The organism is Blastococcus sp. SYSU DS0539 (assembly GCF_054050855.1).
In genome coordinates, this window is the sequence record NZ_JBJHAF010000001.1 from 76,124 (window position 1) to 95,989 (window position 19,866).

Annotated in this window: 19 protein-coding genes; 10 read left to right on the forward strand and 9 right to left on the reverse strand. The window is 75.2% G+C overall.

Annotated elements, in window-relative coordinates; translation table 11 throughout:
- Positions 1-10: 10 nt before the first annotated feature.
- Positions 11-940, reverse strand: coding sequence for a diguanylate cyclase domain-containing protein (locus ACI790_RS00375; protein WP_456567789.1), 930 nt, complete (start codon positions 938-940; stop codon positions 11-13).
- A 230-nt stretch (positions 941-1,170) separates the two neighbouring features.
- On the opposite strand from ACI790_RS00375, the gene ACI790_RS00380 reads away from it, so the two are divergent.
- From ACI790_RS00380 to ACI790_RS00390, 3 genes are read left to right on the forward strand one after another with little or no spacing between them, the layout of a single operon-like run.
- Entirely contained in the window at positions 1,171-2,298 is a 1,128-nt protein-coding gene (locus tag ACI790_RS00380) for a carboxylate-amine ligase (protein WP_456567790.1), read from the forward strand.
- Positions 2,291-3,586, forward strand: a complete 1,296-nt coding sequence (locus ACI790_RS00385; RefSeq protein WP_456567791.1) for an erythromycin esterase family protein — start codon at positions 2,291-2,293, stop codon at positions 3,584-3,586. The genes ACI790_RS00380 and ACI790_RS00385 overlap by 8 nt, the downstream gene beginning before the upstream one ends.
- Entirely contained in the window at positions 3,583-4,269 is a 687-nt protein-coding gene (locus tag ACI790_RS00390; protein ID WP_456567792.1) for an alpha/beta hydrolase, read from the forward strand. Before ACI790_RS00385 ends, ACI790_RS00390 begins: the two co-directional genes overlap by 4 nt.
- Positions 4,270-4,278: 9 nt before the next feature.
- On the opposite strand, the gene ACI790_RS00395 is transcribed toward ACI790_RS00390, so the two are convergent.
- Together ACI790_RS00395 and ACI790_RS00400 are read right to left on the reverse strand one after the other, a co-directional pair.
- The gene (locus ACI790_RS00395; protein ID WP_456567793.1) at positions 4,279-5,601 is read right to left on the reverse strand and encodes a DUF2254 domain-containing protein; all 1,323 of its coding nucleotides are present in this window, start codon (positions 5,599-5,601) and stop codon (positions 4,279-4,281) included.
- Between the two features lie 74 nt (positions 5,602-5,675).
- Positions 5,676-7,103, reverse strand: a complete 1,428-nt coding sequence (locus ACI790_RS00400; RefSeq protein ID WP_456567794.1) for an NAD(P)/FAD-dependent oxidoreductase — start codon at positions 7,101-7,103, stop codon at positions 5,676-5,678.
- 153 nt (positions 7,104-7,256) lie between these two features.
- Here ACI790_RS00400 and ACI790_RS00405 point away from each other — a divergent pair, with 153 nt between their 5' ends.
- The gene (locus ACI790_RS00405; RefSeq protein ID WP_456567795.1) at positions 7,257-7,874 is read left to right on the forward strand and encodes an alpha/beta fold hydrolase; all 618 of its coding nucleotides are present in this window, start codon (positions 7,257-7,259) and stop codon (positions 7,872-7,874) included.
- Between the two features lie 16 nt (positions 7,875-7,890).
- Here ACI790_RS00405 and ACI790_RS00410 read toward each other — a convergent pair whose 3' ends face one another.
- Positions 7,891-9,309 (reverse strand): xylulokinase, encoded by a 1,419-nt coding sequence (locus tag ACI790_RS00410; protein WP_456567796.1) that lies wholly within the window; start codon positions 9,307-9,309, stop codon positions 7,891-7,893.
- A 241-nt stretch (positions 9,310-9,550) separates the two neighbouring features.
- Between ACI790_RS00410 and ACI790_RS00415 the strand changes: the two genes are divergently transcribed.
- Together ACI790_RS00415 and xylA are read left to right on the forward strand one after the other, a co-directional pair.
- On the forward strand, positions 9,551-10,834 hold the full coding sequence (locus tag ACI790_RS00415) for an ROK family transcriptional regulator (protein WP_456567797.1): 1,284 nt from the start codon (positions 9,551-9,553) through the stop codon (positions 10,832-10,834).
- Positions 10,835-10,963: 129 nt separating this feature from the next.
- A complete protein-coding gene (gene xylA, locus ACI790_RS00420) occupies positions 10,964-12,127 on the forward strand; it encodes a xylose isomerase (protein WP_456567798.1) in 1,164 nt (387 codons plus the stop codon).
- Between the two features lie 48 nt (positions 12,128-12,175).
- On the opposite strand, the gene ACI790_RS00425 is transcribed toward xylA, so the two are convergent.
- From ACI790_RS00425 to ACI790_RS00440, 4 genes are all read right to left on the reverse strand, one after another.
- Positions 12,176-12,589 carry a hypothetical protein gene (locus ACI790_RS00425; RefSeq protein WP_456567799.1) on the reverse strand — a complete coding sequence of 138 codons (414 nt, stop codon included), beginning with the start codon at positions 12,587-12,589 and terminating at the stop codon, positions 12,176-12,178.
- Entirely contained in the window at positions 12,589-13,083 is a 495-nt protein-coding gene (locus tag ACI790_RS00430; protein ID WP_456567800.1) for a cupredoxin domain-containing protein, read from the reverse strand. Before ACI790_RS00430 ends, ACI790_RS00425 begins: the two co-directional genes overlap by 1 nt.
- 84 nt (positions 13,084-13,167) lie before the next feature.
- On the reverse strand, positions 13,168-14,121 hold the full coding sequence (locus ACI790_RS00435) for an alpha/beta hydrolase family protein (RefSeq protein WP_456567801.1): 954 nt from the start codon (positions 14,119-14,121) through the stop codon (positions 13,168-13,170).
- 2 nt (positions 14,122-14,123) lie between these two features.
- Positions 14,124-14,471 (reverse strand): hypothetical protein, encoded by a 348-nt coding sequence (locus tag ACI790_RS00440; protein ID WP_456567802.1) that lies wholly within the window; start codon positions 14,469-14,471, stop codon positions 14,124-14,126.
- A 54-nt stretch (positions 14,472-14,525) separates the two neighbouring features.
- Between ACI790_RS00440 and ACI790_RS00445 the strand changes: the two genes are divergently transcribed.
- Positions 14,526-15,074 (forward strand): helix-turn-helix domain-containing protein, encoded by a 549-nt coding sequence (locus tag ACI790_RS00445; RefSeq protein WP_456567803.1) that lies wholly within the window; start codon positions 14,526-14,528, stop codon positions 15,072-15,074.
- On the opposite strand, the gene ACI790_RS00450 is transcribed toward ACI790_RS00445, so the two are convergent.
- Positions 15,064-15,567, reverse strand: a complete 504-nt coding sequence (locus ACI790_RS00450) for a hypothetical protein (RefSeq protein WP_456567804.1) — start codon at positions 15,565-15,567, stop codon at positions 15,064-15,066. The genes ACI790_RS00445 and ACI790_RS00450 overlap by 11 nt on opposite strands.
- A 153-nt stretch (positions 15,568-15,720) precedes the next feature.
- On the opposite strand from ACI790_RS00450, the gene ACI790_RS00455 reads away from it, so the two are divergent.
- The 3 genes from ACI790_RS00455 to ACI790_RS00465 all read left to right on the forward strand — a co-directional run bounded on the left by ACI790_RS00455 (position 15,721) and on the right by ACI790_RS00465 (position 19,818).
- Positions 15,721-16,884, forward strand: coding sequence for an ROK family protein (locus ACI790_RS00455; RefSeq protein WP_456567805.1), 1,164 nt, complete (start codon positions 15,721-15,723; stop codon positions 16,882-16,884).
- 136 nt (positions 16,885-17,020) lie between these two features.
- The gene (locus tag ACI790_RS00460) at positions 17,021-18,625 is read left to right on the forward strand and encodes a sugar ABC transporter ATP-binding protein (protein WP_456567806.1); all 1,605 of its coding nucleotides are present in this window, start codon (positions 17,021-17,023) and stop codon (positions 18,623-18,625) included.
- Positions 18,622-19,818, forward strand: coding sequence for an ABC transporter permease (locus tag ACI790_RS00465; protein WP_456567807.1), 1,197 nt, complete (start codon positions 18,622-18,624; stop codon positions 19,816-19,818). The genes ACI790_RS00460 and ACI790_RS00465 overlap by 4 nt, the downstream gene beginning before the upstream one ends.
- The last annotated feature ends 48 nt before the right edge of the window (positions 19,819-19,866 follow it).

The following is a 19,866-nucleotide window of genomic DNA, read 5'->3' on the forward strand; positions in this document are numbered from 1 at the left end:
GGCCGCCGCGTCACCTGATCCGGCCGCTGCGCTTCCTGCGGTAGAGCTGCTCGTCGGCGCGGGCCAGCACGGCGGCCACGTCCTCGCCGGGCCGGGCCGTGGCGATCCCGGCCGTCCAGGTGAAGGGGTGGGTGCGGCCCAGCGCGTGGACCAGCTCCCGGGCGGCGTCCTCGTCGGTCGCCGGGAGGCAGAGCACGAACTCGTCGCCCCCGTAGCGGCCGAGCAGGTCCGCCCGGCGCAGCCGGCGGCTCCAGCTCGCCGTCAGGCTGCGCAGGAGCTCGTCGCCGGCGTGGTGGCCGTGCCGGTCGTTGACCGCCTTGAAGTCGTCCAGGTCCAGGATCGCGAAGCTCAGCGCCTCCCCGCTGCGCGCGGCGCGGGCCAGGTGCTGGGCGGCCTGCTCCTCCCACGCGCGCCGGTTCGCGACGCCGGTCAGCGGATCGGTTCCCGCCGCCGTCCGGAGCCGCTGGGCCAGCCGGGCCTGGGCCTCGGTCAGCGCGACGACCGACACCGCGACGGGCAGCCAGGCGGCCAGGAAACCCGACGGCGCGGCGGCCCAGGCGCCGGCGCTGCCGGCCAGGATCACCAGCGCGGCGTGCAGCCGGGCGGTGGCCGGCGGCAGGAAGTGCGCGGCGTACAGGCCGACGGCGATCATCGCCGGGCCCAGCCCCACGATGCCGACCGCCGTGGCCGACCGCCACGCCAGCAGGCCGATGAGCACCGACAGCAGCGCCACCGCGACGTGCAGGGCCCACGGGCGCACCCGGGCGCCGGCGACCGCCAGCCCCGCGCCGGCGCCCACCCCGACGGCGCCCAGCACCTGGAGCAGCCCCACGGGGGTGGACTCGTCCATCGGCGCAGCGGCGCCCGCCCAGCACAGCGCCCCGCTGACGGCGTAGAGCACCGCCAGGAGCGCCGCGGGCGTCCGTCGTCCGGTCTGCACCGCGTCCCACCTCTCCGTCGCGCTCCATCCTGGCTGGTCACCGCGCCGGAAGGCATCCGGGTCTGGCGCGTTCCACCACTCCGGGTGGCCCCGGCGGGGCGGGGGTCTCGGGTGCGGCCGGGCCACCGTCGCCGTACCGTGGCGGTGCGGCCGGAGCCCCCGGCCGATCCCAGGCCCGGGCCGCTGGCAGCGCCGGACGTCTCGGCGCCGCGGCCCGCACAGGAGCGCGCGTGGAGTCCACCGGTCGCCCCCCGGCCGCCGTGGGCGCCACCGTCGGGGTGGAGGAGGAGTTCCACCTCGTCGACCCGGAGACCTTCGCGCTCGCCCCGAGCCCCGAGCTCGTCGGGGCCGCGGTGCGGCACGAGCTCGGCGACCGGGTCCAGGCGGAGATCACCACCACCCAGCTGGAGACGGCGACCGGGATCTGCCGCACGCTCGGTGAGCTGCGGGCGGCGATGAGGGACACCCGCGCCCAGGCCCGGGCCGCGGCCGCCGGCGCGGGGGCGGCGCTGCTCGCCGCCTCGACCCACCCCTCCGCCGGGTGGCGCGACCAGGTGGTCACCCCGGCGCCCCGCTACGCGGCGATGGTGCAGCGCTGGGTCGGCCTGGCGGAGCGGCAGGACATCTGCGGCTGCCACGTGCACGTGGGCGTCCCCGACGTCGACACGGCGGTGGCCGTGCTCGACCGGGCGCGGGCGTACCTGCCGGTGCTGCTGGCGATGACGGGGAGTTCACCGTTCCACGACGGCGCGGACACCGGGTACGAGAGCTACCGGACGCTGTGGTGGGGACGGTGGCCGAACACCGGGCCGCCCGAGCACCTCGGCTCGGCCGACCGGTTCCGGGAGGTCGTCGAGGGCCTGGTGGCCTCCGAGGCGGTCGCCGACGGCTCGCACCTGTACTGGGACGCACGCCCCTCCTCGCACCTGCCCACCGTGGAGTTCCGGCTGGCCGACGTCTGCACCGACCTGGACGACGCCGTCCTGCACGCGACCCTGGTCGCCTCGCTGGTGCGGGTGCTGGCCGGCCGGGCCCGGCGGGACGAGCCGGTGCCGCCGCTGCGTCCCGAGCTGCTGCGGGCGGCGCGCTGGCGAGCGGCCCGGGACGGCATCGGCGGAGAGCTGTTCGACCCGGTCGCCGGCGCGCTCGTCCCGGCGCGCGACGCCGTGGACGGCCTGCTCGCCGAGCTCGCCGACGACCTCGCCGACCGCGGGGAGGATGACGAGGTCCGGGACCTGGTGCATCGGCTCTTCTCCCGGGGTACCTCGGCGGCGCGTCAGCGCGCGACCTGGCGGCGCACCGGCGACCTGCGGGAGGTCGCGGCCGCGGTCGTGCGGGAAGGGAGCACCGGTGGCTGATCCGACGGCGGAGGAGATCCGCGAGCTGGCCCGGCCGCTGCGGACGCCGGCCGACCTCGACCCGCTGCTCGAGCGGATCGGCGCGGCCCGCGTCGTGGCGATCGGCGAGGCGAGCCACGGAACGCACGAGTACTACGCCTGGCGGGCGGCGCTCACCCGGCGGCTGATCGAGGAGAAGGGGTTCGACCTCGTCGCCGTCGAGGGCGACTGGCCCGACTGCTACCGGGTGAACCGGAGCGTCCGGCTGCGCCCGGGCGCCGACGAGGACCCGCGCGAGGCCCTCGACGCGTTCGCCCGCTGGCCGACCTGGATGTGGGCCAACGACGACGTCGTCGACTTCTGCCGCTGGCTGCGCGGGCACAACGCGAGGCTGCCCGAGGAGGACCGGGTCGGCTTCTACGGCATCGACGTCTACAGCCTCTGGGACTCGATGCGCGCGCTGGTCGAGTGGCTGGCCGAGCACGAGCCGGACCACGTCGGGCAGGCGAAGCGGGCGCTGGCCTGCTTCGAGCCCTTCGGCGAGGACGGCGCCGAGTACGCCTTCGCCAGCCGGTTCGCCCCGGCCTCCTGCGAGCAGGCGGCGGTCGACCTGCTGCGCTCGCTGTGCGAGGAGCGCGGGCGGGTCGGGTCGGGGGCCGACGCGGAGGCCCGTTTCTCGGCCGAGCAGAACGCCGCCGTCGTGGTCGACGCCGAGCGGTACTACCGGGCCATGGTGCGGGGGTCGGCGGAGTCCTGGAACGTCCGCGACGTGCACATGGCCGACACCCTCGACCGGCTGCTCGACTCCGCCGGATCCAGGGCGGTGGTCTGGGAGCACAACACCCACATCGGCGACGCACGGGCCACCGGCATGGCCGACGCCGGGATGACGAACGTCGGGCAGTTGCTGCGGGAGCGGCACGGGCGCGACGACGTCGTCCTCGTCGGCTTCGGCGGCTACCGCGGCGGGGTGATCGCGGGGGAGGAGTGGGGCGCGCAGATGGCGCGCATGCCGGTGCCGGAGGCCCGGGCGGGCAGCGTGGAGGCGCGCATCCACGAGGCGGTGGGCGACGACGCGCTGTTCGTCTTCCCGGCCGGACGGCGGCCGCGATGGCTCGACCGGCGGCTGGACCACCGCGCCATCGGGGTCGTCTACCGGCCGGCGCGGGAGGCGCGGGGCAACTACGTGCCCACGGTGCTGGGCGAGCGCTACGACGCGTTCCTGCACCTCGAGGACACCTCGCCCCTGCAGCCGCTGCACCTCGAGCGCGCCGACGAGCACGTGCCCGTCGCCGGGCACCCGCAGTGACGGCGCCCGGCTCCGCCCGCGCCGCCGAGGGCCGGCTGGACAGCCGCCCGACCCCGGCGCCGCCGGGCGGCCCCTGGCCCCCGGGGGTCTCCGCCCTGGACCTCGGGGGAGGAGCGGAGGTGCTGCTCGCGGTGCCGCCCGGTGCCGCGGGGCCGTACCCGCTGCTGGTGTTCTTCCACGGCGCGGGCGGGAACCCGGGGCAGAGCCTGGCGGCGGTGGGCCGCGCCGCGGCGGACCGGGGCGTGGCCGTGCTGGCACCCCGGTCGGGGGCGCCGACTTGGGACCTGCTCGCCGGCCGGCTGGGGCGTGACGTCGCCGTGCTCGACGCCGCCCTGGCGCAGGTCGCCGAGCACCTGCCCGTCTCCCGCTGCGCGGTGGGCGGCTTCTCCGACGGCGCGTCCTACGCGTTGTCCCTGGGCCCGGCCAACGGCGACCTGTTCGACGCCGTCCTCGGTTTCTCCCCGGGCTTCGCCGACCCGCCGGCGCGGATCGGGCAGCCCCGGATCTGGATCACCCACGGCACCGGTGACCGTGTCCTGCCGGTCGACCGCTGCGGACGCCGGCTGGCGACGGCGTTCGGCGCGGCCGGCTACGACGTCACCTACGACCAGTTCGACGGCGGGCACGTGGTCCGCCCCGAGGGCGTGGTGACGGCCCTGGAGTGGTGGCTGGACCGGGAGTGAGCCGGCTCCTCACATGGAGCGGGTCTCACCGGCGCGATCGGCGAAGGCGTCGACGACCCGCCCCTCGAGGGCCGCGGTGACCTGGTCGCGGTGCCGCCGGACGCTCGCGGTGTCCGTCGGGCCCCAGCCCGGGGACAGCTCGCCGGAGATCAGGTCGGCGGCCCGGGCGACCTCCGCCCGCTGCTCGTCGTCGCGGCAGGCGACCGCGACGTCGCGGAGCATCCGGAGCAGGGCGGCGACCAGCGTGGGTTCGCTCCCGCCGAAGCGGGCCACCTGGCTGCAGGAGAGGTCGAGGTAGTACCGCAGGTCCCGATCGGGCACGATCGCGCGGCCGACGCCGTCCTCGTCATCGTGCAGGGTGGGTCCCAGGCGCCGGCCGGTGAGCCGGACCAGCAGATCACCCATGTGGCCGATCGCCGTCGCGGCGGTCACCGGGTCGTTGATGCTCGGCGACATGGCCTTCACGGCGATGTCCTCGAGCTGGCGGAAGCCGAAGGCGGCGTCCTGGTCAATGGTGCGCTCGTTGTTGAAGACCAGCGCCGCACGGACGGCGTCGTCGAGCTGCTCGGTGCCGCCCCACACCGTGGCGACTGGAGTGCCCATGGTCACGAGGTCGCCGGGGCGTACCTCGGCGCGGACGACCGCGTCGTGGTCGCGCGCCGCCTCGACCAGCCCGCCCGTGTCGATCACCTCGATGAACCCGCTGCGGGTCGCGTTCACCAGCCGCCCCGCGCTGCTGTTCAGGTCCAGCTCGTCGGGGGACCGCTGCCCGTGCCCGGTGTACGGGCCGTAGAACGTCTCGATCGCCCGCCGGGCGTCGTCGTGGACCCGGGTCATCATGGTGTCCACCCGGAGCATGCGGACCATGTGGCTGATGAAGGCCAGCAGGGCGCCGACGGAGGCGACGCCCAGCAGTGCCGCGCCCAGGCACACGAGCGTCGGTACGGGCTGGGCGCTGTTGATCCCGCGCAGCCCGGCGAGCGCGAAGACGAACGTGGCGGTGAGGATCGACAGGACGCGCTTGGTGACCCCGTCCCGGACGAAGTCACGCAGCAGCCGCGGTGAGAACTGCTGGGAGGCCAGCTGCAGCGCAACGATCGTGATGCTGAAGGTCAGGGTCGTGATCGTGACCGCGGCGGTGGCCACCAGCTGCAGGAGCGTGCCGGCGGCGCTGGTGTCGGCCGGCCACAGGGCCGCCAGGAAACCGTCGCGGGGCTCCACCATGCCGAGCGCCCATCCGGCCGCGGCCGCGACCAGGCCGCTGACCGCCGGCCAGAGCCAGAGGGGCGCCTGCGACCGCGCTGCACTTGCCTGACCCCGTCGTCCCGCCATGGGTGGCGACTACCCGTCCCGGGCCGGCTACGCACCGGCGGAAAGGGTGATCCCCACCCCGCCGGTGCCGCGGCTCAGGCGGACTCGCGCTGGGTCACGTCCTCGTTCCCGGGGTCGGTGTTCTTGGGGCCGCCGGTCTTGGAGACCTCCCACCCCGCCCCGAGCTGCTCCAGGGCCAGCCGGCCGTAGACCTGCTGCTGGGTGGCCACCCGCTCGGACCGGCCACGGCCGAGGAAGCTGACCATCCAGTGCAGCACCGTGGTGATGCGGCTCTTGAACCCGACGATGTACATGAGGTGCACGACCAGCCACAGCAGCCAGGCGATGAACCCGCTGAACTTGAACTTCCCGATCTCGGCCACCGCCGAGAACCGGGAGATGGTCGCCATCGAACCCTTGTCGAAGTACTCGAACGGCTTCTGCGGTGCCTTGCCGGTGACCCGGCGCTTGATGGCCTCGGCGGCGTAGCGGCCGCCCTGGATGGCGACCTGCGCGACCCCGGGGAGCTTGTTCAGCGCCATCATGTCGCCGACGACGTGGATCTCCGGGTGCCCGGGCAGCGTCAGGTCGGGCTCGACCGAGATGCGGCCGGCGCGGTCGACCCCGGCCCCGGTCTGCTCGCCGAGGATCCGGCCGAGCTCGCTGGCCTGCACGCCGGCGGCCCAGATCTTCGTGGCCGCCTGGATCCGGCGGACCTGGCCGTCGGTGTCCTTGACCTCGAGGCCGTCGGCGTCGACGCCGGTGACCATCGCGCCGAGCTGGACGTCGACGCCGATCTCGTTGAGCTGCCGCCGGGCGCGGTCGCCGAGCTTCTTGCCGAAGGAGGGGAGGACGGCGGGGGCGGCGTCCAGCAGGACCACCCGTGCGCCGGTCGGGTTGATGCGGCGGAAGTCGCGGCGCAGGGTGCGGCGGGCCAGCTCGGCGATCTGCCCGGCCATCTCCACGCCCGTGGGGCCCGCGCCGACGACGACGAAGGTGAGCAGCCGGTCGACCTCGGCGGGTTCGGTGGCGATCTCGGCCAGCTCGAAGGCGCCGAAGATCCGGCCGCGCAGCTCGAGGGCGTCGTCGATGCTCTTCATGCCGGGCGCGAACTCGGCGAACTGGTCGTTGCCGAAGTACGACTGGCCCGCGCCCGCGGCGACGATCAGCTCGTCGTAGGGGTGCACCGTCTTGCGGCCGAGGATCTCGGAGGTGACCGTGCGGGCGGCGACGTCGATCCCGGTGACCTCGCCGAGCACCACGCGGGTGTTCTTCTGCCGACGCAGGATCTCACGGGTGGCCGGGGCGATCTCGCCCTCGGACAGGATCCCGGTGGCCACCTGGTAGAGCAGCGGCTGGAACAGGTGCTGGGCCGTCTTGCCGATGAGGGTGATGTCCACCGGCGCCTTGGCCAGGGCCCGGGCGGCGAACAGGCCGCCGAAACCGGAGCCGACGATGACGACGCGCGGCCGGCCGCCGGGGGAGTCGGTCGGGGCGGGCGCCTGCGCTGGTGATGTCGTCATGATGATTGATCCTCCCACTCGGGTCCGTGCGGATCGTGCCCGCCCTCGGGAGATGCGGGACACACTCGCTGGCACCGGGCCCGCGTCGGCGCGCGGACCCGCGGCGCGGCCGGTAGACCCCACGGGGTGGTGCCATCGATCTCCGTCGTTCACGTGCCCGGTCTGGGGCTGGATGAACGTTCTTCGCGCAGGTTGCGCCAGGAACTTCCGGGCACCGTCGTCGTCCTGCCGGGCATGGGGGAGGCCGCCCCGGTGCCGTCGGTCGACGACCTGGCCGCCCGCCTGGTCGCGGCACTGCCGGAGGGGCCCGTGGTCCTGGTCGGGCACTCGCAGAGCTGCCAGGTGGTCGCGGCGGCCGCGACCGATCCCCGGGTGACCGGCGTGGTGCTCTGCGGCCCGACGACCGATCCGCGGATGCGCCGGTTCCCGGTGCTGGCCGGGCGCTGGGTGCGCACCGCGCTGGCCGAGCCCTGGTGGCAGGTGCCGCTGATCCTGCGCCAGTGGCTCCACACCGGGCCCCGCGCCATGGCGGCGCTGTGGCGCACGGCGTCCCCCGACCGGATCGGCGCGCGGCTGCGTCGCGTGCAGGCGCCGGTCGTCGTCGTCCGGGGCACCCGGGACGCGCTCTGCCCCGGCGACTGGGCGGAGGAGGTCGCCGCCCACGCACCCCGGGGCCGGCTGGTGGTGCTGCCGGGTGCGGCCCACATGACGGTGCAGACCCATCCCGCCGAGATCGCCGCCCTGGCCCGGTCGTTCGGGCCCGGACGGTGATCCCGGCGGGGTCCGCCTACTGCCCGTCGGTGCGGCCGCGCACCTCCGCGTAGCGCTCGCGGACCGAGGTGGCCGCCGGTGCGTCGAACTCCGCCAGCCCGGGCTGCGGCCACTCCGGTGCCGCGTCGGCGCCGGAGAGCACCCAGGCGGCCTGGCGGGCGGCGCCGTCGGCGACGTACTCGCCCGGCGGGGGCACGAGGACGGGGCGGCCGAAGATGCCCGGCGCCAGCTGCTGGACGGCGGGCGAGCGGGCGGCCCCGCCGACCAGCAGGACGCGCTCCACGGTCACGCCCTGCGCGACGACGGCCTCGATGCCGTCGGCCAGCCCGCAGAGCAGGCCCTCCACCGCGGCCCGGGCCCAGTGCGCCGGCGTCGAGGTGCGCAGGGTGAGCCCGTGCACCGAGCCGGTGGCGTCGGGCAGGTTCGGCGTCCGCTCGCCCTCCAGGTAGGGGACGAGCACCAGGCCGTCGGCGCCCGAGGGGGCCGACAGCGCCAGCTCCGAGAGGGTCGCGTGGTCGACGCCGAGCAGCGTCGCGGCCGCGTCCAGCACGCGGGCGGCGTTCAACGTGGCGACCAGCGGCAGGTGGTTGCCGGTGGCGTCGGCGAAGCCGGCGACCGTGCCGGTCACGTCGGCGACCGCCGTGGGTGTCACCGCCGACACCACCCCGGACGTGCCGATGGAGACGACGACGTCGCCGGGGCGGGCCGCCAGACCGAGGGCGGCGGCCGCGTTGTCCCCGGTCCCCGGGCCGAGGACCGCGCCGGAGCCGGCCAGCGCGCCCACCCGCTCGGCGGGGCCGGCCACGCGCGGCACGGCGGGCCGGCGGCCGCGCAGCGCGTGCTCCAGCAGGTCCAGGCGGTACTCGCCGGTGCGCGCCGACCAGTACGCGGTCCCGCTCGCGTCACCGCGGTCGGTGACCAGGGTGCCGAGGTCGCGGTCGGCTGACAGCCGCCAGGTCAGCCAGTCGTGCGGCAGGCAGACGGCGGCGGTGCGGTCGGCGTTGCCGGGCTCGGCGTCCGCCAGCCAGCGCAGCTTCGTCGCGGTGAACGAGGCGACCGGCACCAGACCCACGGCGTCGGCCCACGCCCGCCGGCCGGCGGCCTCGTCGCCGTCGCCCAGCTCGCGGACGAGGTCGGCGGCGGCGGGCGCCGACCGCACGTCGTTCCACAGCAGCGCGTCGCGGACCACCTCGCCCCGCTCGTCCAGGCAGACCATCCCGTGCTGCTGGCCGCCGACCGCCACGGCGGCCACGTCGTCGAGCCCGCCGGCCTCGGCGGCCGCCGCGCGGAACGCCTCCTCCCACGCCTGCGGGGCGACCTCGGTGCCCGGCGGGTGCGGCGCCCGGCCGGACCGGACCAGCTCCCCGGTGCCGGCGTCCCGGACGACGACCTTGCACGCCTGCGTCGAGGTGTCGACGCCCGCGACGAGGGTCATCGGACCGGCCCCCGGCCCACCGGTGCGGGAGCAGGGACGGAACGGGCCGCGGCGGGCCGGAGCGGGGACACGGAGGTCATGGGAACGGCACCTTAGGCGGCGTCGGGCGGGTGTGCCCGGTGGAGGTGCGCGGGCCGTGCCGGACACCCGTCCGTGACGCGCGCCACGACTGCGCTTGACCGGCGGACCCCCGTGCCCCTAATTTGTTTGTCGATCCGACGAATCCCGCGAGGAGGTGCGCATGGGCGAGGTGCCGCCGCTGTACGACGGGTCCACCGCGCGCCGCACCCCCGCCGACCAGGCCACGGTGCGGCGCACGAACCTCGGCCTGGTCCTGCGCCATCTCCACGACCACGGTCCCCGCTCCCGTGCCCGGATCGCCCAGGAGACCGGCCTGAACAAGGCGACCGTCTCCAGCCTCGTCGCCGAGCTCGCCGAACGGCGGCTGGTCACCACCGGCGACGTCGACCGGGCCGGCTCGGTGGGCCGACCGGGGCTCACCGTCCACCTGGACGGCAGCTGCGTGTGCGGCATCGGCGTGGAGCTCAACGTCGACTACGTGGCCGTCCTGGTGCCGAACCTGCGCGGCGAGGTGCTGTTCGAGCAGCGGCTCGCCCTCGACATCCCGGCGCTCGGAGCCGAGGCCACGCTCGACGCGGTGGCCGGGGTGGTGCGCGACGCCGTCGCCGCGGCCGCCGCCGTGGGGGCCTGCCCCGCCGGGCTGACCGTCGCGGTCGCCGGGCTGGTCCGCAGCGCCGACGGCGTGGTGACGCTGGCGCCCAACATCGGCTGGCAGGACGTCGCCGTGCTGGACGGCCTGCGGGCGCGGCTCGACGTCGACTTCCCGATCCGGGTGGAGAACGACGCCAACCTCTCCGCGATCGCCGAGTGGGCCCTGGGCTCCGAGGCGCGCACCTCCGACCTCGTCTACCTGACCGGTGAGGTCGGCGTGGGCGGTGGCGTGGTCGTCGGGGGGCGGCTGCTGCGCGGCGCCGGCGGGCTCTCCGGCGAGGTGGGGCACACCTCCCTGGGCGACCCGGACGCCGTCTGCGGCTGCGGGCGGCGCGGCTGCTGGGAGACCGTGGTCGGCCTGGCCGCGCTGCTGCGCGCCGCCGCGGAGCCCGGCGACCCGGTGAGCGACCCGGCGCGTGACCTGGAGACCCGGCTGGCGGAGGTGGCCGCCCGGGCCGAGGCCGGCGACGCCCGCACGCTCGCCGCCCTCCATCAGGTGGGGCGGTCGCTCGGGACGGGCGCCGCCGTGCTGATCAACTTGTTCAACCCGCGGGTGGTCATCCTCGGCGGCTACTTCGCCCTCCTCGGGCGTTTCCTGATGGAACCGCTCCTGGCCGAGCTCGAGGCCCGCGTCCTGGCGCCCGGTGTGGCCGGGGCCCGGGTCGTGCTCTCCACCCTCGGATTCACCGCCGCGGTCCGCGGGGGCGCGCACGTCGCCCTCGAGTCGGTCCTCGACGACCCCACGCTCGTTCCCGTTCCCCAGCTCGCGCCGTCGGGCGCGGGCGCCCGGTGACCGGGTGAGCACGCCCGCCGCCGGCGACCAGCAGACCCCGTCGTCCGCCGACGGGCCCGCCCGACCGCGGGTCCCCGGCGCCGTCGAGCACAGCCCCAGCCATCGATCCACCTGGACGGAGATCCCCGCATGACCGACCGATTCACCCCCACCAAGGACGACAAGTTCAGCTTCGGCCTCTGGACCGTGGGCTGGCAGGGCGTCGACGTGTTCGGCGGCGCCATCCGCCCGCCGCTGGACCCGGTGGAGGCCGTCCACCGCCTCGCCGAGCTCGGCGCCGCCGCGGTCACCTTCCACGACGACGACCTGGTCCCCGACGACGCCACCCGCGACGCCACCCTCGAGCGCTTCAAGAAGGCGCTGGACGAGACCGGGGTGGGCGTCGAGATGGCGACCACCAACCTGTTCGGCGCCCCGGTGTTCAAGGACGGCGGCTTCACCGCCAACGACCGCGCCGTCCGCCGCTACGCGATCGCGAAGGTGCTGCGCAACATCGACCTGGCCGCCGAGCTCGGCGCCAGGACCTACGTGCTGTGGGGCGGCCGCGAGGGTGCGGAGTCCGGTGGCACCAAGGACGTCGCCGCCGCGCTCGACCGGTACAAGGAGGGCCTCGACGTCCTCTGCTCCTACGTGCGGGAGAAGGGCTACGACATCCGGTTCGCCCTGGAGCCCAAGCCCAACGAGCCGCGCGGCGACATCCTGCTGCCGACGATCGGGCACGCGATCGCGTTCATCAACGAGCTGGAGGAGCCCGACCGCGTCGGCCTGAACCCGGAGATCGGGCACGAGGAGATGGCCGGGCTGAACTTCGCCATGGGCATCGGCCAGGCCCTGTGGCACGACAAGCTCTTCCACGTCGACCTCAACGGCCAGCACGGCCCGCGCTTCGACCAGGACCTGCGCTTCGGTGCCGGCAACCTGCGGGGTGCGTTCTGGACCGTCGACACCCTGCTGGGTGCCGGCACCGGCAAGGCCTACGACGGTTACCTGCACTTCGACTACAAGCCGCCGCGGACCGAGGACATGGACGGCGTCTGGGAGACCGCCCGCGCCTGCATGCGCAACTACCTGATCCTCAGGGAGAAGGCGCAGGCGTTCCGCGCCGACCCGGAGGTCGCCGAGGCGCTGGAGGCCGCGCGCGTCGGTGAGCTCGCCGTCCCGACCCTGGCCGAGGGCGAGAGCCTGGACGCGCTGCGCAGCGAGGCCCACGACCCGGAGACCCTGGGTGCCCGCGGGCTGCAGTTCGAGCGGCTCGACCAGCTGGCCATGGAGCACCTGCTCGGCGTCCGCTGAGCCGTCGGCGGGGTGGGAGGGCCCGTTCCTCAGGCCCTCCCACCCCGCTCAGACCGGCCGGCGGCGCGCGACGACGGCCAGCACGACGAGGACGACAACCGCACTGACCTCGATCCAGAAGGTCTCCCACCACAGCGGCGCCGCCGTCGTCTCGACGAAGCCGGACAGGCCCACCGTGGTGGACAGCACCAGGGCCGCCAGCGTGCCGGCCGCGACCAGTGCCCCGAGGGCTGCGGCCCAGGGGAGCAGCCGCCGGGGCGCCGCCGGCAGGAGAACCGCCAGGCCGAGGCCGGCGATGCCGTTGAGCAGGAACGCCGGACCGATGACGTCGATGGTCCGGTAGCCGTCCCGCCACAGGTCCAGGTGCAGCCAGGCCATCGCCGCCAGCAGCAGCGCGCCGACGATGCGCAGGCCCCAGGAGAGCGCCGACCGGGACCGTGCCGGAGCCGTCGCGGCGGTCATCACGTCACCTCGATGGTGATCTCCATGCCCATCGAGCGGTGGGCGCCGACGCTGCAGTAGAAGACGTACGTCCCGGGCTCGAGGTCGACGGCCAGCGTCTCCGACCCGCCGGGGCTCAGGATCTCGGTGGCGGCGACGTCCTCGCCGTCCCGCTCGACGACCAGGTCGTGGCTGGCGCCGCCGGAGTTGACGACCTCGATCTCGTAGCTGCCGGCGGGGAGCGTCTCCTCGTCCACGGAGATGCTGAAGTCCTCCTCCGTGGCGGTGATCGTGCGCACGGCGCTCTCCGACACCGAGGGTGCCGCCGCGCTCGGCTCGGCCGACGACGTGGCGCTCGGTGTGGACGTCGGCGTGGACGTCGGCGCGGCGTCCGCTGTCTCGGAGCCACCGCCGCAGGCGGCCGTGGCGGCCAGTGCGCCGCCGAGGACCAGCGCCGCGGCGGCCCGGCGCATCCGGAGAGGGGCGCCGGAGCGGGAACGGGTGGGTCGGGACATGGGCCCTCCTCGGGTCGGCGGCGCCGTCCGCTCGGTGCGCACGGCGCCCGCTCGTCCTGAGCCTGCTCCTGCCGGCCCGGGACATCAGGGGTTCGTGTGCGGAGCCCTTTCCGGATGGGTCCGGGTCGACCCGGTGTGCCGGGTGCACCACTCGACGACGGTCGTCACCACCTCGGCGTCGACCGGCGACCGCAGTTCCCGCTTGTAGGCGCTCAGCGAGGCCGGCCCCGGCTGCCGGCGGAGGGTGTGCGTGAGGTCGGGGACGAGGTGGGTCTCCACCGGTCCGCCGACCGTCGCCGCGACGACCGCGAGGTCGGCGGGCTGCACCTGGAGATCCTTCGCGCCGGTGATCGCCAGCACCGGGACGGTGGTGCGGCGGAGGTCCTCGCGCGGGTCGTGCGCCATGAACTCCCGCGTCCAGCGCGCGTTGACGCGGGCACCGCCGATGCGGGTGACGTCGGTGCGGGTGGCCCGGATCCGCTCGTGGTTGGCCGCGACCTTCCGCTCCAGGTCGGTGCGGAGGAGCCGCAGCAGGAACCGCACCGGCGCGGGCAGGGTGGCGGCGATCTGCCGGGCCTGCCAGCGGAGCAGCGCCTCGCCGGGGGTAGCGCTCATCGCCAGCAGCACCAGGCCGCGGACCGGGGCGCCCCGCGCCGCCAGGGCGGTCGCCAGGATCGCGCCCTCGCTGTGCCCGATGAGCAGGATGCGGCCGGGGTCGACCTCCGGCCGGCCGCGGAGCAGCTCCAGGGCGGCGCCGAGGTCGTCGACGTTGTCGTGCAGGCCGGCGGCCCGCCAGTCACCGGGGCTCCCGCCGACCCCGCGCTTGTCGTAGCGCATGGACGCGATCCCGGCGCCGGCCAGCGCGGCGGCGAGCTGACGGGAGACGTCGAAGCGGGCCCGGCGGTGGTTGGCGGCGCGGTCGAGCGGGCCCGACCCCGGAGCCAGCAGGACGGCCGGTACCGGCAGCGGCGCGTCCGGGAGGGCGAGCGTGCCGGCGAGCGGGTGCGCTCCGGGCAACTGGAGGGGGAGCTCGCGCACGGTCAGCGCCCCCGGGGGAGGCCGGCGGCCACGGCGGCGGCGTCGTCGGCCCCGACGAGCAGGGTGTCGTAGCGCTGGTCCGCCAGCCGGACGCGCACGGCGGGCTGGCCGCGGCGCACGCAGACCAGGGTCCGCTCGCCGGGGCGCCGCCAGGTGCCGATCTTCCGCAGGCCGGGCAGCGCCAGCCCGGGGGCGCGCAGGCCGCGCGGCGCGCGGAGCGGTCGGGCGATGACGTCGACCTCGCGGACGGCGGTGATCGGCACCTCGACGTTCCGGAGCAGGCCGGCGATCTTCTCGCCGGGCGTGAGGTGGAGGGACAGGGTCGTCGCGTTCGCTTGCAGCGTGGCCATGCGCTGAGTATTCTCAGCCGCGAGAACGTTGTCAAACATGAGAACGGTGGGCGCGTGAACTCGGTCGACCTGCTGCTGCACCCGGTGCGGCTGCGGGTGGTGCAGGCGTTCCTGGGCGAGCGGACGCTCACCACCGGGCAGCTGCGGGCGGAGCTCGCCGACGTCCCGGTGGCGACGCTCTACCGGCACGTCGGCGTGCTGGCCGACGCCGGGGTGCTGGAGGTGGCGGAGGAGCGGAAGGTGCGCGGCGCCGCGGAGCGCAGCTACCGGCTGGTGAGCGGAGCGGTCAACGTGTCCGCCGACGACCTGGCGGCGATGACGGCCGACGACCACCGGCAGGCGTTCACCACGTTCGTCGCGGCGCTGCTCGCGGACTTCGACCGCTACCTGGAGCGCGGGGAGCCCGACCTCGTGCGCGACGGGGTCGGGTACCGGCAGGTGGGGCTGTGGCTCACCGAGGCCGAGTTCGGCGAGCTGGTGGCCGACCTGCGCGCGGTCCTGCAGGCGCGGCTGGCCAACCGGCCCGGCGACGGGCGCCGGCGCCGGCTGGTCGGCCTGGTGCACGTGCCGGGGGACGAGCCCCCGGAGCCGGTCAGGCGGTGAGGCGCTTGCGGGCCTTGGCCGCCCGCTTGTTGGCCTTGTCCAGCGTCTTCGCCGCCTTGCGCACCCGGCGCGGCTCGCGGTCCACGGTTCCGCGCACCAGCAGACCGATGCCGATGCCGAGCAGCCAGCTGTCCTTGGCGATGGACAGCCCCTGCTCGGTGGGGGCGAGGCTGCCCTCCTTCCGCATGCCGGGGGTCTTGAGGTAGAGCCCGAGCAGCCCGCCGGAGAAGGCGGTGAGGGCGGCGCCGGCGACGGCGGTCGGCACGAACGGGGTCAGCAGCGCGGCGCCGATGGCGATCTCGGCGGTGGACAGCGCCTTCGCGAACTGCTGCGGCTGCAGCTGGCCGAGGAACGGGTACGTGCCGGCGGCGAAGCCGTGCATGCCGGCCGCGGCCTCCTCGTCGGCGCCGCGCTTGCCGAGGCCGCTGTTGAGGATGAATGCGCCGGCGGAGATCCGCGGCGCGATCTCGGACAGGGTGATGGGCAGGCCCATGGGAGCACCTCTCTGGTCGTCGGTGCTGGTGCAGTGCTCAACCAGCATGGCCGACCAGTGCCCCCACGGGTCGACGGCGAACCGTGGCCGCCCGGGTGGAGCGAGAGCGTCACGTCCCCGGGGGTGGCGGCTGCGGCGTGTCACTATGGCCGCGTGGCGTCCACCTCAGCGTCGGCCGGCGTGCTCCTGCGCCATGTGCGGACCGGTCGCGCCCGGAGCCGGGCGGACCTGGTCGCGCTGACCGGCGCCTCCCGCAACACGGTGAGCGCGCGGGTCGACCAGTTGATCGCCGCCAACCTGCTCGAGGAGGGTGGGCGCGGCTGGAGCACCGGCGGCCGCCCGCCGACGCTGCTGCGGTTCAACAGCCGCGCCGGCTGCGTCCTCGCCGTCGACCTGGGCGTGACCAGCGTCGACGTCGCCGTCACCGACCTCTCCGCGCGGATCCTCGGGACGGTGGGTCACCCCATCGACATCGCCGACGGGCCGGCGCGCGTGCTCGCCGAGGTGGACCGGCTGGCGCAGCAGGTGCTGGAGGAGGTGGGGCTCACCGCGACCGACGTGTGCGCGGTGGGGGTCGGCGTGCCCGGGCCGGTCGAGTTCTCGACCGGGCGGCCCTCCCACCCCCCGATCATGCCCGGCTGGCACGACCACCCGATCCCCAGCGCCTTCGGGCGGTACGAGTGCCCCGTCTACGTCGACAACGACGTGAACGTGATGGCCCTCGGCGAGATCGGCGTCGCCGGCTCGGTGCAGGACGTGCTCGTCGTCAAGGTGGGCACCGGCATCGGCTGCGGCGTGATCGTCGACGGGCGGGTGTACCGGGGGGCCCAGGGCAGCGCCGGCGACATCGGGCACATCCACGTCGCGCAGCCCGACGGGCGGACCGTCGTCTGCCGGTGCGGGCAGGAGAACTGCCTGGAGGCCATCGCCGGTGGGGGTGCGCTGCTGCGCGACGCCCTCGCCGCGGGGCTCCCGGTCCGGACGGTCCGCGAGGTCGTGCGGCTGGCCGCCCAGGGGGACGGTGTCGCGCTGGAGCTGGTCCGCGGCGCCGGGCGCACGATCGGCACGGTGCTCGCCGCGCTGGTCAACTTCTTCAACCCGCACCGCATCGTCATGACCGGCGGCGTCGCCCAGGCCGGCGTCCCGCTGCTCGCGGGGATCCGGGAGGCCGTCTACCGGCGGTCGATGCCGCTGGCCGCCCGCGCCTTGGAGATCACGGTGAGCGAGGCCCCCGACCTCTCCGGCCGGGTCGGCGCTGCGCTCATGGCCATCGAGGAGTTCCTCGACGAGGAGTCGGTCAAGTCCCTCGCGCGGTGACCTCGCCGCCCTCCGGGCGAGCGGGTGGACGGTCTCGTTTCGGTAACTGCCGTCGAGCTTATTGACCCCCTGTGACGCGGCACATAAGTTGCTGCCTCAACGAACTAATGGTCAGCGGTGAGCAAAAGTGCCGGGGGTGAGCGCAGTGGCCGGTGCACCGGCGGGGCACGACGGCGCAGCGGGAGCGCCGTTGCTGGCGATGCACGGGATCGTCAAGACGTTTCCGGGGGTGCGCGCGCTCGACGGCGTCGACCTCGACGTGCGGGCCGGCGAGGTGCACTGCCTGCTCGGTCAGAACGGCGCCGGGAAGTCGACGCTGATCAAGGTGCTCGCCGGTGCGCACCAGCCCGACGGCGGGCGGATCGAGTGGCGCGGCGAAGAGGTCGCCCTCACCAACCCCCAGGCGGCGATGTCGCGGGGCATCGCCACGATCTACCAGGAGCTCGACCTGGTGGCCGGCCTGACGGTGGCCGACAACATCTTCTTGGGGCGCGAGCGCTCGCGGTTCGGCCTCGCCCGGCCGGCGCCGGCGAACGAGGCCGCCGGGCGGTTGCTGGCCCGGCTCGGTCACCCGGAGATCCGCGCCACCGCCGAGGTCGGCTCGCTGCCCGCGGCGGCGCAGCAGATGGTCAGCATCGCCCGGGCGCTGTCCCAGGACGCGAAGCTGATCGTCATGGACGAGCCCTCGGCCGTCCTCGACAACGAAGAGGTCCAGCACCTGTTCGAGGTCATCCGCGACCTGACCCGGGACGGCGTAGCGGTCGTCTACATCTCGCACCGGCTGGAGGAGATCCGCCAGGTCGGTGACCGGATCACCGTGCTCAAGGACGGGCGCACCGTGGCCACCGGGCTGCCGGTGCAGGACACCCCGACCCGCCAGGTGATCGAGCTGATGACCGGCCGGGACATCGAGTACGTCTTCCCCGACCGCCGGGCGGTCGGCGCGGCGGAGCCGCTCCTGTCGGTACAGGGCCTGGGCCTGCGAGAGAAGTTCCGCGGCGTCTCGTTCGACGTGGCGCCGGGCGAGGTGGTCGGGCTCGCCGGGCTCGTGGGATCCGGGCGGTCGGAGATCCTGGAGACGATCTACGGTGCGCGCCGGGCCACCGCGGGGACGGTCTCCGTCGCCGGACGGCGGCTGCGACCGGGCAGCGTCTCCGCCGCCGTGGCCGCCGGGGTGGGGCTGGCCCCCGAGGAGCGCAAGAGCCAGGCGCTGCTGCTGGGCGACGCCGTCTACCGCAACATCAGCATCGCCAGCCTGGCGCGCTTCGCCCGCGGCGGCTTCCTCTCCGGGAGCGCCGAGAAGGACGCCGCGCGCGAGCAGGTCCAGGCCCTCGACGTCCGGCCGGCCGACGTGGACCGTGAGGTGCGGACGCTGTCGGGCGGCAACCAGCAGAAGGTCGTGCTCGCCCGCTGGCTCCTGCGCGACTGCCGGGTCCTGCTCCTCGACGAGCCGACCCGCGGTGTGGACGTCGGGGCGCGCTCGGAGATCTACGCGCTGATCCGCGAACTGGCCGACCGCGGGGTCGCCGTCGTCGTCGTCTCCAGCGAGATCCCGGAGGTCCTCGGCCTCGCCGACCGGGTGCTGGTGATCTCCGACGGATCGGTCGTCGCCGAGCAGCCGGCCGACGCGCTCGACGAGCACGCCGTGCTCGACCTCGTCATGGAGGGAACGGCCGGCCCGCGCCCGCGCGGCGACCGGCAGCACGCCACCGCACAGCCGCACGAAGGGGACGTGGCATGACCGGCAGCACCGCGACGACCGGGGGAGCGGGCGCACCCGCGCCGGCGAAGGACCGCGCGCCCGAGAGCGCCGACGGGAAGCGCTCCGGCTTCATGGCCGGGTCAGCGGGGCCCCTGGTCGGCCTCGTCGTGGCCCTGGCCCTGCTCTGCGTCGTCGGTGCGGTCACCGCGCCGGAACGGTTCGTGGACATCGACAACGTCCTGACCATCCTCCGGCTGGCCGCGGTCGTCGGCGTGGTCAGCATCGGCATGACCTTCGTGATCATCGGCGGCGGCATCGACCTGTCGGTCGGTGCGCTGGTCGCCCTGTCGTCGGTGTGGGCGACCACGCTGGCCACCCAGCAGATGGCCGGGGACTTCCACTGGATCGTCATGGTGTTCACGGCGATCGCGGTGGGTGCGGGAGCGGGCCTGGTCAACGGCGTCGTCATCGCGTACGGCCGGCTGGTGGCCTTCATCGCCACCCTGGCCATGCTCGCCGCGGCGCGGGGATTGGCCGAGATCATCGCCAACCGCCGGACCCAGATCGTGCAGAACGACGGCTTCCTCGACTTCTTCGGCGGCGACGTCCTGGGCGTCCCGATGCTGGTGATCATCTGGGCGCTGGTGTCGATCGGCGGCTGGATCCTGCTCAACCGCACGACGTTCGGCCGGCACACCTTCGCCGTCGGCGGCAACGCCGAGGCCGCCCGGCTGGCCGGCATCCGCGTGCAGTGGCACACCCTCAAGCTCTACGTGCTCTCCGGCATCACCTGCGGCATCGCCGCGGTGATGCTCATGGCGCGGACGACGACCGGCAGCTCGACCCACGGCACGCTGCTGGAACTCGAGGTGATCGCCGCCGTCGTGATCGGAGGCACCCTGCTCACCGGTGGGCGCGGCACGATCGTCGGCACCGTCCTGGGCGTGCTGATCTTCGTCACGCTCGGCAACATCTTCACGCTCAACAACCTGTCCAGCTCGGTCCAGGCGGTCGCGCGCGGCGTGATCATCGTGGTCGCCGTCCTGCTGCAGATGCGGCTGGCCGAGGGAGGCGGGGGCGGGTTCGGCCGGTTGTTCCGCAGGTCGGCCGGCGGCGAGTCGTCGTCCGGCGGCCCGGTCGCCGGGGGCACCCCGGCCGGCGCGGTGTCCGGCGGCTCGAGCGTGTCCGGCGCCCCCGGCGGAGACCGGCCCGGCGCCGGCCCCACCCCCTGACCAGCCCACCCGTCCCACCCACCAGCACCTGCCGGCGACCCGCCGGAG

Bases quoted from the DNA above. Each gene is read 5' to 3' on its own strand.
- ACI790_RS00450 (WP_456567804.1), bottom strand. From the start codon at position 15,567: ATGGGCCTGCCCATCACCCTGTCCGAGATCGCGCCGCGGATCTCCGCC.
- ACI790_RS00415 (WP_456567797.1), top strand. From the start codon at position 9,551: ATGGGCGAGGTGCCGCCGCTGTACGACGGGTCCACCGCGCGCCGCACC.
- ACI790_RS00465 (WP_456567807.1), top strand. From the start codon at position 18,622: ATGACCGGCAGCACCGCGACGACCGGGGGAGCGGGCGCACCCGCGCCG.
- ACI790_RS00395 (WP_456567793.1), bottom strand. From the start codon at position 5,601: ATGGCGGGACGACGGGGTCAGGCAAGTGCAGCGCGGTCGCAGGCGCCC.
- ACI790_RS00425 (WP_456567799.1), bottom strand. From the start codon at position 12,589: ATGACCGCCGCGACGGCTCCGGCACGGTCCCGGTCGGCGCTCTCCTGG.
- xylA (WP_456567798.1), top strand. From the start codon at position 10,964: ATGACCGACCGATTCACCCCCACCAAGGACGACAAGTTCAGCTTCGGC.
- ACI790_RS00440 (WP_456567802.1), bottom strand. From the start codon at position 14,471: ATGGCCACGCTGCAAGCGAACGCGACGACCCTGTCCCTCCACCTCACG.
- ACI790_RS00430 (WP_456567800.1), bottom strand. From the start codon at position 13,083: ATGTCCCGACCCACCCGTTCCCGCTCCGGCGCCCCTCTCCGGATGCGC.
- ACI790_RS00410 (WP_456567796.1), bottom strand. From the start codon at position 9,309: ATGACCCTCGTCGCGGGCGTCGACACCTCGACGCAGGCGTGCAAGGTC.
- ACI790_RS00400 (WP_456567794.1), bottom strand. From the start codon at position 7,103: ATGACGACATCACCAGCGCAGGCGCCCGCCCCGACCGACTCCCCCGGC.